This is a genomic window from Adhaeribacter radiodurans (assembly GCF_014075995.1).
GTDB lineage: Bacteria > Bacteroidota > Bacteroidia > Cytophagales > Hymenobacteraceae > Adhaeribacter > Adhaeribacter radiodurans.
On sequence record NZ_CP055153.1, the window covers coordinates 3,734,562 to 3,750,515 of the forward strand.

The window sequence follows — 15,954 nt, forward strand, 5'->3', positions numbered from 1 at the left end:
AAAAGGCCGGTAAATTTACCGGCCTTTTTGTTTTATAAAGAATTTACTCTCTAATTTCTGATCCCTCTTCCATTCAGTTATCTCCTCACTAAACACTACTCAAATAAGCGTTATTATTTACTAATTTAAATAGTATTACAAAAAAATTATTCAACTAAATATTTTAGTTTAAACCAGGTTTTTCGTAAATTTATAGTGTAGTTAAGTATAAAACATCATACTTACAACTATCTGTTTATCAGCAGTATAAATTTACAACTTAGCTATAAATTTTAGTTTATTTTGCAACTAAAAGATCTACTAAATTTGTTATCAAATTATGAAAAAGCTAACGGACGAAAACGTAATTCCTTTATTTTCGGAAGAGCCAAAAAAGCCGGACGAAGTATGGCGTAAATCCATTCCGGCGCAGGTTTTTCTGAATTATTTTTTTGCTATCAACTACCATATTCAGCATACGGATGATGCTTTTGGATTACAGCACTTAAGTTTCTTCCGGGAGCATCGGGCTAAGTTCGATGAAAAAGATTTAGCGGCTATTACTAAATTGTTGCACAGCTGCTGGAGTACCGAATACGCCTTACGGGCTACCGCTGAATTAGGTAACGACGACTATTTACGAAATGCCTTACATTGGACATTTCCACAGGCATTCTATACCATTTTTGCCGGGTTACAAGCCTTTTTGTATACGCTGGATGTAAAAACCAATAATGCTACGGTAATGCGCCGCGAAGCCGGCCGCCTGGTGGTTAAAAATGCTTATCCGCGTGCTATTGGCTACTACGCTGCTGGCCCTTATTATGATTTTAGTGTGCATCGCTTGCCTTTGGCCGGCTATAAACCAGGTTTGCATATTCCGGAGAAGGGCATTGAAGCTCAGGCTCAGATTGGTCAGTTTTTACGGACTACACGTAAGCTGCAGGCAGTAACTACCCGCCAGCAGGTACAAAGTAATCCTACTACGGCAATACGGAGCAGTAAAACTGGGGTGGTGCTCGATAAATGGAGTGCGCATCATTGGGATCAGATTACCTGGCGTTTAGGTTACACCACTATTTTTGATTTGCTTAGCCGCTTACGTATTTCATCGAGTAATAAAGAAATAGACCGCTTCGTGGAAGCTGATATTGATTTCAAGTTGTTTCACGAATCCTTGCTCAACATTGTTAGCTATTTAAACGCTGTTCATGAGAGTTACGTGGCTCAGGCTATCGGCATCGAAAAATACCAGGAAATAGTAGTCACTTTACCCACTCATTTGCAGAATAGCTTTGTGAGTGCTCGTTTACGCGAAAAAGTGGCTCCTTTGTTCCCCGATTCCGGGCGTCTACCATGGGGAGCTGCTGCCTAAGTTTAAAATTTATCTACTACTCCATATACTAAATGCACCGGCTCAATGAGCTGGTGCATTTTTACTTTTTACCTTTACCGGTAACTAGTTAAGTAAAGAGGAAAATTAAATTATAGATGATAAGTTGGGGAAAAGCTCCTCTCCTAAGTTTAGGAGGAATATAAGTAGTTGTTTTGCCACTAAGGCTGGGCGTGAGAATGAATATTTATTCTTGTTAAGGCGCTTAATCGAGCAAAAGGCCAGATTTAATTTAAAACCTTTGATCCTTTAGGAGGAACATATTAAACTACTAACCCAATAGCTTTCTCCTGATGGACAAAGACAAAAGGGTTTTATTACTGTTAACAAATTACAGCTAATTACTCATTTTTAAATAAAAGTAAAGAATCACCTTCATCATCTAAATCTGCGTACTTTCCCTTTTTCTTTACCAGTCAATTATCCGTAACATTACACTATTATTGGTTAGATCAATTTTGGGCGCATGCTTTTAACTTTCCTTTCAATACTTCTCCAAATAAATCCTGTAATTACCCCGGGTAACTGGCTCACGCCTTTCGAAAAGAGTTACGGCAAGAAAACCGCTACTTATAAAGAATGTATTGCCTATTATCAACATTTAGATAATGCCTTTGACACTTTCAAATTAGAAGAATACGGTTCAACGGATTCGGGAAAACCATTACATATAGCCATATTATCCTTAGATAAAGATTTTAACCCAGTTTCTCTACGTCGGAAAAATAAGCGGATTTTATTAATTCAAAACGGCATTCATCCGGGTGAGCCGGAAGGGATTGACGCCAGTATGATGCTGGCCCGCGACTACCTGCTAAAGAAAGAATTACAAGCCTACCTAAAAGATGTGGTGGTTTTATTTATTCCCATTTATAACGTAGATGGTTCGTTAAATCGCAACAGCTACAGCCGGGCTAATCAAGATGGACCCGAAAGCTACGGTTTTCGGGGAAACGCCCGTAATTTAGATTTAAACCGGGATTACATTAAAACCGATTCCCGGAACGCTCAAACCTTTACAGTACTGTTTCAGGAATGGCAACCCGATATTTTCGTGGATACGCATACTTCCAATGGAGCCGATTACCAGCACACCATGACCTTAATTGCTACCCAAAAAGACAAGTTGCAAGGGCCATTGCGAGAATATTTAACCTCTCAGCTTTTACCTCAGCTCTACGTAGGTATGCAAAAGCTAAAATTCCCGATGTGCCCCTACGTAGATTCTAAAGGCGAAAGTCCGGATTCTGGTTTAGTTGGTTTTTTAGAAACTCCCCGCTACTCCACCGGTTATACAACTTTGTTTCATACCATTGGTTTTGTAACCGAAACCCACATGCTCAAACCTTTTGCGGACCGGGTAAAAGCTCAATACAACTTTCTGGATGTCCTTATCCGGACGGTACAAAAAGATGCTGCTAAAATTGCCGCTGCTCGTCAGCAAGCCATTAAGGAAATGCTGGCCCAGAAACAATTTACTATTAACTGGCAACTAGATACTACCACCGTAGATACCATTACCTTTTTAGGTTACGAAGCCAAACACAAACCCAGCGAAGTAAGTGGACTAAGTCGTTTATACTACGATCGTCAGGCCCCTTACACTAAGAAAATAAACTACTATAATACCTACCGGGCAAGTTTAACCGTGACTCGACCCACTGCCTACGTTGTACCCCAAGCCTGGGAAGAAGTAATTGACCGTTTACGTTTAAACTGGGTTAAGATGCGTACGCTTCGGCGGGATACCAGCCTGACTGCCGAAGTTTATTACCTCACTGATTATAAAACGGGCAACCGCTCGTACGAAGGACATTATTTGCACTCAGGGGTACAAGTGCGCTCGGAGAAGCAACGCCTAAATTATTTTGCCGGCGACTATATTATTCCGGTAAACCAACCGGCAGCCCGTTTTTTGATAGAAACCCTGGAACCACAAGCCACAGATTCTTACTTTAACTGGGGTTTTTTTGATGGAATTCTGCAGCAAAAAGAATACTTTTCGAGCTACGTTTTTGAAGATGTTGCCGCCAAACTGTTGCAACAATATCCAAACCTTAAAAAGCAACTTCAGGAATTTATCACAAAAAATCCGGAAGCAGCTAAAAATGCTCAGGCGCAACTCGATTTTGTATACCGCCATTCGCCTTATTACGAAAAGTCACACCTGCGTTACCCCATAACCCGAATTGTGCCGTAAACCTTTGAGTTAAATTTACTAAATTTCAGGTAAAACCTTGTTTTTAGAGTGAAGAACAGGAAAGTTGATAAGAATGAATATGTCACCTAAGCTTTTTATTACTTTGCTGGTTTACCTGCACGAGGGCGAGGAAGAAAGTTTTCTGAAGTACGAAGATCAGGTATTGCCTTTACTGCCTAAGTACAACGGGGAACTACTATACCGCATCCGTCCGGAAAAAATAAATTTTGTGCAAACACCCACTGAATATCCTTACGAATTACAATTACTTTCTTTTTCTTCCGCCCAGGATTTTGAAAATTACCGCCAGGACAAAGAACGACTTAGCCATGCACCCTTATTTCAGAAATCTATCCGGAAAGTGTTATTGCTGCAAAGCCAATCTTCTTAATAAAAAATTACTTTATAAACTGTAAAGCCTTATTCCATTGATACCCATTCTGCAAATAGATAATTTATCAAAACGATACGGTTCAGTGCAAGCCTTAAAGCAATTGAGTTTAAGCGTGGAACCAGGTAGTGTATACGGTTTATTAGGACCAAATGGCAGCGGTAAAACCACCACCCTGGGTATTGTGCTGGATGTGTTGCATGCTAGTTCCGGCAGTTTCCAATGGTTTGGCGAAGGACTTAGCCCAAAAACCAAACGGCGCATTGGGGCAATACTCGAAACGCCTAACTTTTACCCTTACTTGTCGGCCTACCAGAATTTACAGGTAGTAGCCGATGTAAAAGGCGTTTCGCATCAGGCCATCGCACCCGTATTAGAATTAGTGGGATTGCTAAACCGGAAGAATTCAGCTTTTAAAGGTTTTTCGCTGGGCATGAAACAACGTTTAGCCTTAGCAGCAGCCTTAATAAATAATCCGGAAGTATTAGTACTCGACGAACCTACGAACGGCTTGGATCCGCAGGGAATTGCCGAAGTAAGAGAATTGATTTTAAATATTGCCGGCCAAGGTAAAACCATTATCATTGCCAGTCACTTGCTCGACGAAGTGGAAAAAGTATGTACCCACGTAGCCGTGCTGCAAACCGGTGAACTACGAGCCGCCGGGCCGGTAAGCAGTATTTTGGCGAAAGAAGATCAGGTATTTATCCAGGTTAACGGCGATGAATCAAGAGCGCAATCTTTGTTACTAAATTTACCAATTACTCTTATAAAAGCAGAGCGCGATCAGTTTACCTTATCTTTATCCCCAGGTTTTACGAGCGCCGATTTAAACCGGGCATTTTTCGAAAATGGATTGGTTCTGAGTCAACTTACAGTTAAAAAGAAAAGCCTGGAAGCTCAATTTTTGCAACTTACTAATACTCGTAACACATGAGTCAATTACTAATAACCGAGCTACGTAAATTATTTCCGTATCGTACTTTCTGGACTATTTTACTTTTATTTACCGGTCTTTTATTATTATTTGTGTACCTGGGCAGTAAAGTAGAACTTAATGGCCAGGCGGCCGGACCAACGCTGTATAGTTTCCCGGATATCTGGTTAAAGCTGACCTACATTGCCAGCTATTTCAATCTATTATTGGGCATTCTGATTATAATTATCATTACCGATGAATATAGTTTTAGAACCTTTCGGCAACAAGTAATTGATGGCTGGTTTAAACATGATGTTATTCTGGCAAAACTGCTCGTAATTATATTAATTGCTGCTTTTGGTACAGTGGTGTTGCTCGGTACCGGTTTGTTTTTTGGCTACTCTTATTCTCCTTCTACTGCAAGCGCTAAAGTTATTCAGGATATTAGGCACCTTGCTTTTTATTTTGTACAAGCGGTTGGGTATATGACCTTGGCTATGTTGTTCGCTTTCCTGATTCGAAAGAATGGATTAGCTATTATCACTTTTTTAATTTACGCTAAAATTATTGAGCCCATTATTCATTCGCGTTTCCCCGACGAAGTAGATCAGTATTTCCCCATGAAAGTTCTGTCTAGTTTAACCCCTACCCCGGGCCGCGATGTGTTGGAGTCGATTACGGGTCCTACTTTGGCGCTTACTCCTACTGCTGCCTTGCTCCCCGCCATTGGCTACATTGGATTATTTTCTGTTTTATCTTATTTTATTATAAAATACCGGGATTTATAAAACCTAAAACATTTAGAATACCTGGCCTTATTCTAATCAAAAGCTGAGCTTAAATATCTAAATCTGTTTAGATGAAAACAGATAAGGAAAATTCACTTTTAAAATTGCTTCCCTTTATTAAAATAGACAGTAAAACAGTCAAGGCTAGTATACCCATTCATTATCGGTAAATAAGTACCTACATATGCTCTTGTTTACAACGATAATGAAAAGAAAACCCATAAATACCCTTAAATACCAGGAATACTACTTCTACAAGCACGAATGCGCCTAATCTTCGATCAACTAATACGATTACTATAAATAAAATAGATGTATCCGAAATAAAAGAATGTTTTAGATAATTTCTGAAATCTAAAAGGTAGGTATTAAGATAAAAACTAGTGAAAACGCGGAAACAGATGCACCAATCCTTTTCGTCGTTATAAAGTAGAAAATACGAATGGATAAATTTTATTCAAAAAAAAAAGTACACTCTATTAGGTGTACTTCCACAACAAACTTATAAATAAATACTATTGACCTTCGGTTTCTGATCCGCTGTTGGCTTTACTTTTTCTACCGCGGTATCCACCCCGTTTTTTCACGGTTAGTTTTCCTTCTTTGGCTTTGGTAATTAAAGATTCTAATTCCTCTAAACCTTTCTTTTGTTGCTCTACGTAACGTTCCAAGCTAGTAGTTAAAGCGCCTAAGAGTTCTTTGTTTTGTTGTGCATCTTGTAGAGTCTGCACAATTTCGGTAATATTTGCTTCTTTTGCCATTAGGGGTTTGAAATATGGGTTAATGTAAAATATGAAAGGGCTAAGTTATTTAATTTAGTTAAATAATGATGTATCATTTTATTAAGTTGATAACATTCATTTCACTAATGCAGCACAATTAACCAAATCAATTTATAGGAATGAAATTACTTTTTCCTAAAAACAGAAAAAACATCAATGTAAATTACTAAATCTTAAAAATCACAAAGCTCTTATAACCAAATAATTACTTTTACCATATTACCCTGTAAAGTAAAACAAGGGAAATAAATTTTGATAATAGATAGCTATTAACTTTTAACATAAAGCCTATATCATAACAGTGAAATTTTGCCTTTTAATTAAATTAAAATAGTGTTCTTTCTGCTTTTGAGAAATACTTAGCTTCTATTGATACTATCTATTTTGATTAAAAATAACCTACTCAATCAATAGAATACTTTAAATAGAACTAAAAACAAGTCGAATAAACTTAGAAATGAAGGCAATGAAGGGATAGCTGCTAGTCTTATTTAAATACTTAATAAGTAAATAAAAGGTAGGAATAATGATTAACTGACCTACAAACAAAATACTTAATAATTAAAAAAGCGTAGAACCAGACACAAGTGTATTAAATTAGTAGGTGATCGTCATTTTACCTGCATCCTAATACCAAATGCTAAATTGCAAACACCTCATCTTCTCTCTATATGCAACAGGCATTTTTTCTCTTTAAGTGGGGCTACCTGTAAAATAAACTAATCAATCTTATAACTCTAGCCAGTTATAGAATAGAAACGACCAGTTATGAAACAGTCGTTGCTTGTATTGGTAGATTTCTGCACCTTTCCACCATATTTTCAATCTCTTAATTAAATGACTATGAAACAATTAATATTTCTTTCGCTTTTATTCCTGCTCGCAGTAATTGGAAGCTGCGAAAAAGCAGAAGACGATTTTACTCCCCGCTCATCTTCCGCTCAATCCCCTATCGAAGCAACTTCTATCAATAGCCAATCTTCTACTTCTACGCTTGCCCAGGAAAGTGCCCTTCAGATAATCAACTTCAACTACGGAGATGTATTTTATACGATTAACCTCGACCAGGTAAAAGGCATAAGTCGGGAACAATTTACGCAGTGGTTACAAGGTACCCGGCTCGCACCTGCCAAAAAGCGTTTGTTACCGCTACTCAGCCACTCGGCTACAAAATACATTTTACTCAAAAATGTTAAATTACGTGCCACTGGTAAACTAGCCACGGTTGCTTTAATTGGCGTACCTAATGCACTTTCCGGTCATTATGCATCTGTTATTACCGTAATAAACCAACCCTATATTTTAGAAGGCCTTCCCGTTAAGTTATGCTTTGTAAAAAAATGCTCGCCTTATCTACAATGTATAAACTGGATTGCCGTCGCTCGTGAGGGTTCAGTATGCCCGTCTAATCAGTGCGATAGTAATAATCCTTGTACTTTTGACGCCGCTCCTCCCGGCACTACAATTGGTTTTCAGTCATTAAAAGATGCCATAGCGCAGTTTCAACCTTGAGTTGTGTTGTTCAAGCAACCATGAAATACTTATTCCTTATAAGCCTATCAACCCTTAAAGTCATTAATCGTCTCTATCATTAACCTAGCTACTGGTAGAGACGGTCTTATCGTAGAACAATACACTTTATGCATGTAACGTGCTGGCATTTTGTTTTAAACCATTGCCTCCAAGCTAAACAGGATTATAACTTCTACATATAAATAACTTAAATAAAGCTTTAACCTGAATAACCACTAATTTTATAGCTTTTATTACCTTTAATTCTTACCTTGAGAGAAGATTCTGCCACCTAACCTACCTGATTTTCATATTTTTATGGTACAGTTATGGAACCTCGCTGTCGTTTACTCTCGCTGTTACTTTTTCTCTTTAGCTTAGTTTTTTGCTTTAAAACCGAAGCAACCAAATTAAGGCCAGTTCAGTCCGGACAATCAGTATCACCGCTGGCTCAAGATGAAGTAGACAGTTTAAAGGCACTATTTCCTTTTGTTACCAGAGAAACAGATAAAATAGATATTTATGGGCAATTATGCTTTACCTATGCCAGTACCATCGGCAATTTAGACGTGGCCTATCAATATGCCGATAGTATTCATTTTCTGGCCAATAAAGTAAATAATAAAACGGGAAAAGCTTCGGCTACTTACTATTACGGCATGCTGGCCCGCTTCGATGGAAAATTTTCCGAGGCTATCCAATATTTAAATCAATACTTAAATTTTTGCCGATCAAACAAGGACTCTACCGGATTAGCGAATGGGTTATTTCAATTAGCGGTAGTGCAGCATGAACTGGGGAATTACGATAAAAGCCTGGAAATTAGTTACCAGGCTAAGGACTTATACGCCCAACTAAGAAATTCTTACGGAATAGCCCGCGTATTCATGAATATAGGCAACTTATTTACTTCCATGAAAAAGTGGGAAGATGCAATAGTCATGTACAAGCAGTCGCTAACTTATTTTACCCAGTTAAAATCAGATTTAAACGCCAGAATGGGCAAGTTGCGGGTTCTGGTGAATTTAGGAAATGCTTACGCCGAAACCAAACAATACGAAAAAGCCCGTAATTTCTATAAGCAAGCCTTACCCATCTGTTATTCCGTTGGCTCGAAACGTACCGCAGCCACCACCCTGAGCAATATCGGCGAAGTATTTAATGCACTTCAACAATACGATAGTGCTTTGGTGTATCATCTGCGGGCTTTAACTATTCGGGAGCAAGCAGCGCAAAAAGATAAATTGGCGGCTAATTTAATTTGGGTAGGTGAAACATACCTTTTTTTAAAAAATTACCCGCAAGCCAAGCACTATCTTTTAAGAGCCCACGCATTGGCGTATGAATTCCGTACCAAGCCTATTTTGCGGGATGTTTATCAAAAGTTAGCCTTGCTTTATTCTACCCAGCATTATTTTGAAAAAGCCCTGGAGTACCAACAGTTATACGCCACCCTTAAAGATAGCGTGCTGAACGAAGAAACGGCTCAGCGGCTCAGTGAACTACAAACCAAGTACCAAACCGAAGAAAAAGACAAGCAAATAGCTATTCTGGCCAAAGAGAAACAAGTGCGACAAAAGGAAGCGCAGCGCCAGGCCTTACAACAAAAAGCCTTATTAGGTGGCTTATTCCTGATAACCATTATTGCTTTATTAATAATTTTTTTGTTGCGCCAGCGCCTGAAAAATCAAAAATTAGTAATGGCCAAAAATCAGGAAATTAAAGAATCTAATTTAAAACGCCAGATGAGTGAGTTGGAAATGAAAGCTTTACGGGCGCAAATGAATCCGCACTTTATTTTTAATTGCATGAACTCCATTAACCGCCTTATTTTAGATGAGGATACGAATAGGGCCTCGCGGTACCTGGTAAAACTTTCAAAATTGATCCGGCTGATTTTAGAAAATTCCGAAAGAAGTTCCGTTTCCCTGGAAAATGAATTGACCATGCTCGATGCTTATTTACAATTAGAAAGCCTGCGCTTTAAAGGCCGCATCTCGTATGAGTTTCGGGTAGACGATGCCATTGATCAGGAAAATACTTTTTTGCCTCCCATGGTGCTACAACCGTTCGTGGAGAATGCTATTTGGCACGGTTTAATGCACAAAGAAAAAAATGAACCTGGTTTTATTAGCATTAGCATTACGGAGGAGGCAGATAGCTTAACCTGCGTGATTGAAGATAACGGGGTAGGCAGAGAAATGGCCACAATTCTTGAGAAAAAATCAATTATCGGCCGAAAATCTATGGGTTTGCAAATAACCGAAGAACGATTAAAAATACTGAATAAAGATAAAATGGATAAGTTAATTTACATAACGGATTTAAAAGATTCGCTTAACCAGGCTTTAGGTACCCGGGTAGATATTCACGTTCCATTAGGATAAAGTATGGTCCGTGCTATTATTATCGACGATGAAATTGATGCCCGGGAAGCCTTGAAGCTGGCTTTAAATAAATACTGCCCGGACGTAACAGTGCTGCGCTGCTGCGAAACTCCCCAACTGGGCTTAAAGGCAATTGAAACGCTGGAGCCGGATTTAGTTTTTTTAGATGTACAAATGCCTGGAATGTCGGGTTTTGATCTATTACAGCGGATAAAAAAAGTAAATTTTGTCGTTATTTTTGTTACGGCCTTCGACCGTTATGCCATTAAAGCCATAAAATTTAGCGCTTTAGATTATTTGCTCAAACCAGTAGACGTGGATGATCTTATTCAGGCAATACAAAAAGTAAAAGAACAAGCAGCTACATCCCGCCCAGCGTATCATTACCAATCGGCTTTGAATAATAGCCAGCACGCCGGCGGTAAAATCCAGAAAATAGCGGTACCTACCCACGATGGAATTGATTTTTTTCTGACCGACGATATTATTTACTGTGAGGCCGACGGAAGTTATACCACTTTAATTTTAAAGAACAAATCCAAACAAATCGTCTGCAAGAAACTCATCGACTTTGAAAATTTACTTACCGAATCCGGTTTTTGTCGGGTCCATCATTCTTTCCTGATTAATATGAAGCATATTTTAAAGTACATAAAAGGGGAAGGGGGCTACGTTATTCTAACCGATAACCACCACGTAGATATTTCCCGCCGGAAAAAAGAAGAATTTCTGCAATTACTCGATCGTCTTTAAAAACCTTTTATTCTCTATTACATTCTTTTAAACTTTCCCTACCCTTTGTTGCCCCAGATTATTTACAACTAATATACTTACCTGGCTAATTATTGGATTTAGTAAGTTTTAGCTACACTTATGTTTTGCAGGTAACCACTTGTGAAATGCCTAATGCCACCCGTAAAACAGCACTGTTTTTCGCAGGATTGCTCCTTTATCTTTCCTCTATAAATCAGGTAAACTCCAATGTTTGATGATTTAATAAAAAATTAATAATAACAATTTAAAAAGGAGGCTATTATGGCAGACAAATTAAAAGTAACATTTACTACCATTAACGTAACCAACAACGGCGAATGGACCGGAAAAGGAGAAGTTTACTAGGAATTAACCGTGGATGATCAACCCGTGGATCACCGATCGCTTACCAACCCGCTGAAAGTAGCCGATGGCGAAACCATTCAGCTAACAAAGAGTGCAACCGTTAGTAAAATGCCGGGGCAGCCCTTAACCATTCAGGGTTCAGTGAGTGAAAAGGACAATTTGGATAAGGACGATTTTGCCGAATTTCTGGACACGTATGTTGGTTCGGCGGGCTGGGGATTGGGCACCCACAAGCGCATTATCCGCGACGGCAACCTGGACGTAACGGTTACTTACAAAATTGAACGGCAGTGAGTTAATTTTTGAGACGGTAAGTCAAAACCCGCAACTAAGGAATCATTATTATGGCACAAAGCTCCGGTAGGTAAACCTGCTGGAGCTTTATTTTTATAAGGGTATTTACCTTTTATTCAGCTGATTATATTAATGGTGTTCAAAATCCTACCGAGTACCAAGTAATAACCGCCACTAGTGAATTTCTGGTATTTTTCTCCTCCTTACTATCCTATCTTTCTTAAACAAAAACAAAATAGCTATAGAATATGCGCGCTTACTTCAGGCTATTTATTGGAACCTATTAATCTTTCTGACTGAATCACTAACCCTAATTTTAAAGATCATGCGCTATAATAAACAAACCTGTCATCGTTGCGGTGCAGAAACCAATTCGCTCCGCGCTTCCTGGTTTAATATTCACCTATTGTGCTGCGATTGCCGCCAAGAAGAAGCTGCTCACCCACTCTACACCTACGCCCAACATGTAGAATTTGTAAAAACTCAAACCGGAAATTACTTTTTCGCCGGCATTGGTTTGCCCGTTGACATACAAACAAAGCATTGCCGCCAATAAAGTATGAGTAGATTTGATAATTTAAAATTTCCCCAAAATACTTCGGCTACTTAACAAATTTATGATGGCTTTGAAACCAGGAACATTCTCCGCGCAAGAATATCTGAAGTAAAGCTTGTTTTTGAAATCATACCTCACATGGATTTACTAAAAAATGCCATTTGATTATTAGCAGCAGAAAGAATTTAAGGTAACCAGAAGTTTTAACTACTATGGGTTTAATCCGACTACTCATAATGGTACCAACAAGACCTACCCTGCTCTAATAAGTTAAGTTTCCGCTAGTTCTTGAGGAAACTACTCCAAAATTACTCGTTCGTCGGTCAACTTAATATTTTCTGTTTAACCGCTCTACACCTTACAACTCACTTTGTAGTCCCCAATGCAATAACTAATTATTGCCCCTCCGCTTAACCATTTTAATTCACTATTCACCTAAAAATTATATTCAAATGAAAACTATATTAACACTTGTTTTTTTTCTGATTCTACAACTGGCTCAAGGCCAGGTGAAGTACTTTCAGCGCGAGTTTAATTTAAACTACGTAACACCGGTATTCCGGAACGAACGTTTTAACAGTGGCATCAGAACGCAACATAACTTTGATGCCAACAATGCTTTTTATTACGTGGGTATTGGCACTTCCTATAAAAATTCGGCGTTAGCTGCTCCCAATAATACGGCCGATCGGCTGCGGTTTACCCGTTTAAGTACTTCCAGTGCGGTTTTAAGTAACCGAAGTCATCAGTATTCCAGAGATGGTAAAGCCTTAAATACTCATGCCAATAGCATAGCAGAAATACGGGTAGCTGGTGGAAATGGCGGTTACATAGCAGTGGGGGAAGTTGCCAGCAATCCGGTTACCGGGGCTGTTGCCGCTGGCGGAAGCGATGTATTATTTACTAATTTAAATTTTAACGGTTTTGTGGTAAACTCCTCGCGAATTGATATTGCAGGGGGCAACGATATTGCCTGGAGTGTTAAAAGATCGAATATATTGGTGGGCGGACAACCTACCTGGATTATTTGCGGAGAATCGAAACGTGGCACCACTCATACGGATTGTTTTGTAGCCCGGGTAACATCGGCCGGGGCTATTATCTGGTGCAATCGTTTTAATTTTGACCCGGGTGGAGGTATGTTTACTTCCGCACATTGTATTGCTAAACAATTGGTAGAAGATGCCAACGGCAATATTTACTTGGTAGGAACCTTGCAAGATAATTCCGGTAATAACGGCATCGATGGTCTGGCCTTTAAACTAGGCGCGGGCGGCAACTTAATTTGGGCCAACAATTATCATTTAGCTTCCGACGACGAATTTCAGGCGGTGCGCTTAACCGTAGACAATAATTTAATTGTAGGTGGCTTTACCAACTTTACCGGCATGTACCACATGCAAATTACTAAATTAACCGCAGCCGCCGGTGCTATTCAATTTCAGAATATTTTGCGAGCACGCAATGGCAATAATCTTTACCCCAGTAAATGCTACGATATTTTGGAAGCACTCGGCCCCAATTATTATCTCGCCGGTTTAGTAAATCAAGCTGGGGTTAACCGCGAAATGATGTACCGGGCCGGAGCCGGAGGAATAGGAATTAACTGGAATAGCTACAACGCAATGTTTTTTAATGTAGGTTTCGGTATCCATTACGTACCAGATGATAATTGCCCCGGCATAGCTTACTTCTCCTCGCTCAAAAATACAAATAACCCTGCTTTCAGCGACGGACATATTATGAAAACAGATTTAACCACCCGGACTTGTAATTTTCTATTTCCGAAAGACCCTTCTAATTTGGCATCTAACTTAGTAAGATATGCCCGCTTAAGAAGAATGCAGCCCAGCGGTTCAGTAGCCGGACTAACCTCCACCACAATTACATACACAGACAAGCAAATTTGTAAAGTAGATTGTGTTAGTCCGGCATCCGCCAGCATTATTTCTCCAAATGCTTCGGAATTAATCGAACCGTCTGCATCTATTAAAAAGTTAAAACTAGCTCCTAACCCGGTATCTCAAACATTGCACATAGAAGCAACTTTCTTACCTGCCGGCGAGTACCAATTGGAACTGAAAGACATGCTGCACGGAAGTATAACTTTAAGAAAAACCATTAAACAAAGTAAAGGAACTCTCGCTACTGACCTGGACTTATCTAATGTTGCACCCGGTGTCTATCTGCTTACCATAAAGTCAGGGAATTTAGTTTTGCAAGAAAGAGTAATGAAGCAATAATAATAAGAATTACTTGATAAAGTTCTCCTTAGTGATTAATAACGAATTAAATACGTTATACAATTGCTGAGGAGTTTTTTATGGAGTGATACTTCTCTAAAATGAAATGAACCGGCTGACGGAAATAGGTAATTAAGTCTGGTTGTAAATTATTACTAAGCGCAAGAACATTCCAGAATTATTCAGAATTCAAATTCCGGCTCCTAAACTTACTTTTAAGGCCAGATCAAAGGTGTTAATTAATGAAGCAAAGCAATAATTTCGCTTCCGGTAGTCTCCCAAATCCATCTCTCAGACTTAAAATTGCCTTTGATTATTGAATGTACTTATATAAATAAAAAATAAAAGGCTTACCAATAATGATAAGCCTTTTTGCTGTTACATGTTTTTATTAATTACCAAAGGGTAATCTTTTTACCCAATCCTTTATAATTTACCGGCATAAGATTATAAATAAGCACGATTTCATTGCTACCTCCATTAATGCGGCTGGCCTTACCCGTGGTTGTTTCGTAGGTATACCCAACTTTTATCTGGTTAAAACGCATGCCTCCGGTAAAGGAATAAGCTAAATCTTGTCGGTAGCCCACGCCCGCCCAAAAGGAGTTATTAATCACTCCTTTTAACTGGCCTTCAAATGTTTCCCGTAATTTAGAATCATACCGGTAAAGGCCATTTACTATTAAACCAAACTGATCGGATATTACTTTGCGGTATCCGGCTTGCACCACGTGATTGGTTGGGAAAGCATTCTCCAAATAGGTTCCCCCGGAACCTAATTTTCCTTTCGCCGCATCCTGTAAGGCATATCCAATATAGTAATCTTCCGCCATCAACATTACTCCCACATTTATATCTACTTTAGTTACTCTCGTATTATCATTGGCAAACAAATTCTGATATTTTGGATCATTGGTAATATCAATAACTAATTTAGTCTGATCTAAAGAAGTGGCATCATAAGTAACAGCGGCTCCGGCCCGTAAACTTAGCTTTTCAGAAAGTTGAACCCGGGAACTATAGTTGAGAAAAAGTTGCGTTTGCCGATAAGGTCCAAAAGTATCCCTTAATAAAGACAATCCAATAGCGTTTTTAACACCTAAGAATTGGTTCGAACGGTCCTGGTTGGATGCGTTACCATTTTTCCAGGTAGCTAAATCCGCTAAATCTAATTCAGCAGAAATAAAAAGGGTTTTAGGCGCATCTTCAAACCCGGTCCACTGGTTGCGGTAAATACTTTTGAGCACCGATCCTTCCTGCCCCGTTAAGGCAGGATTAAAATACTGTGGTATTAAAGAAAAGCTGGAAATTTGTTTTCTGCTTTGGGCTTGTACTTCCCAAACAGAAGCAACTATTATTATAATTAATAAGATCTTTTTCATTTCCGTTAA

General features: G+C 38.9%; 13 protein-coding genes. 11 read left to right on the plus strand and 2 right to left on the minus strand.

Translation table 11 applies throughout. The features are described from left to right. The first annotated feature begins 319 nt into the window (after positions 1-319). The 5 genes from HUW48_RS15105 (at position 320) to HUW48_RS15125 (ending at position 5,670) form a co-directional block, all read left to right on the plus strand. The gene (locus HUW48_RS15105) at positions 320-1,354 is read left to right on the plus strand and encodes a hypothetical protein (RefSeq protein WP_182411737.1); all 1,035 of its coding nucleotides are present in this window, start codon (positions 320-322) and stop codon (positions 1,352-1,354) included. Between the two features lie 484 nt (positions 1,355-1,838). Beyond that, the gene (locus HUW48_RS15110; RefSeq protein ID WP_182411738.1) at positions 1,839-3,572 is read left to right on the plus strand and encodes a M14 family zinc carboxypeptidase; all 1,734 of its coding nucleotides are present in this window, start codon (positions 1,839-1,841) and stop codon (positions 3,570-3,572) included. Between the two features lie 79 nt (positions 3,573-3,651). Beyond that, positions 3,652-3,963, plus strand: coding sequence for a DUF1330 domain-containing protein (locus HUW48_RS15115; protein ID WP_182411739.1), 312 nt, complete (start codon positions 3,652-3,654; stop codon positions 3,961-3,963). A gap of 37 nt (positions 3,964-4,000) precedes the next feature. Further along, positions 4,001-4,900: an ABC transporter ATP-binding protein gene (locus HUW48_RS15120; RefSeq protein ID WP_182411740.1), complete on the plus strand. Its 900-nt coding sequence runs from the start codon at positions 4,001-4,003 to the stop codon at positions 4,898-4,900. Then, complete coding sequence (locus HUW48_RS15125) at positions 4,897-5,670, plus strand: ABC transporter permease (protein ID WP_182411741.1); 774 nt, start codon at positions 4,897-4,899, stop codon at positions 5,668-5,670. The genes HUW48_RS15120 and HUW48_RS15125 overlap by 4 nt, the downstream gene beginning before the upstream one ends. Before the next feature lie 515 nt (positions 5,671-6,185). On the opposite strand, the gene HUW48_RS15130 is transcribed toward HUW48_RS15125, so the two are convergent. Beyond that, positions 6,186-6,431: a hypothetical protein gene (locus tag HUW48_RS15130; protein WP_182411742.1), complete on the minus strand. Its 246-nt coding sequence runs from the start codon at positions 6,429-6,431 to the stop codon at positions 6,186-6,188. An 864-nt stretch (positions 6,432-7,295) separates the two neighbouring features. Between HUW48_RS15130 and HUW48_RS15135 the strand changes: the two genes are divergently transcribed. From HUW48_RS15135 to HUW48_RS15160, 6 genes are all read left to right on the plus strand, one after another. After that, entirely contained in the window at positions 7,296-7,964 is a 669-nt protein-coding gene (locus HUW48_RS15135; RefSeq protein ID WP_182411743.1) for a hypothetical protein, read from the plus strand. A gap of 329 nt (positions 7,965-8,293) precedes the next feature. Next, complete coding sequence (locus HUW48_RS15140; protein WP_182411744.1) at positions 8,294-10,351, plus strand: tetratricopeptide repeat protein; 2,058 nt, start codon at positions 8,294-8,296, stop codon at positions 10,349-10,351. A gap of 3 nt (positions 10,352-10,354) precedes the next feature. Beyond that, on the plus strand, positions 10,355-11,104 hold the full coding sequence (locus HUW48_RS15145) for a LytR/AlgR family response regulator transcription factor (RefSeq protein WP_182411745.1): 750 nt from the start codon (positions 10,355-10,357) through the stop codon (positions 11,102-11,104). Positions 11,105-11,479: 375 nt separating this feature from the next. After that, entirely contained in the window at positions 11,480-11,764 is a 285-nt protein-coding gene (locus HUW48_RS15150) for a hypothetical protein (protein ID WP_182411746.1), read from the plus strand. Between the two features lie 325 nt (positions 11,765-12,089). Continuing rightward, entirely contained in the window at positions 12,090-12,320 is a 231-nt protein-coding gene (locus HUW48_RS15155) for a hypothetical protein (protein WP_182411747.1), read from the plus strand. A 452-nt stretch (positions 12,321-12,772) separates the two neighbouring features. Further along, positions 12,773-14,563 (plus strand): T9SS type A sorting domain-containing protein, encoded by a 1,791-nt coding sequence (locus HUW48_RS15160; RefSeq protein WP_182411748.1) that lies wholly within the window; start codon positions 12,773-12,775, stop codon positions 14,561-14,563. A 395-nt stretch (positions 14,564-14,958) separates the two neighbouring features. Here HUW48_RS15160 and HUW48_RS15165 read toward each other — a convergent pair whose 3' ends face one another. After that, positions 14,959-15,945, minus strand: coding sequence for a PorP/SprF family type IX secretion system membrane protein (locus tag HUW48_RS15165; RefSeq protein WP_182411749.1), 987 nt, complete (start codon positions 15,943-15,945; stop codon positions 14,959-14,961). Positions 15,946-15,954 lie beyond the last annotated feature (9 nt).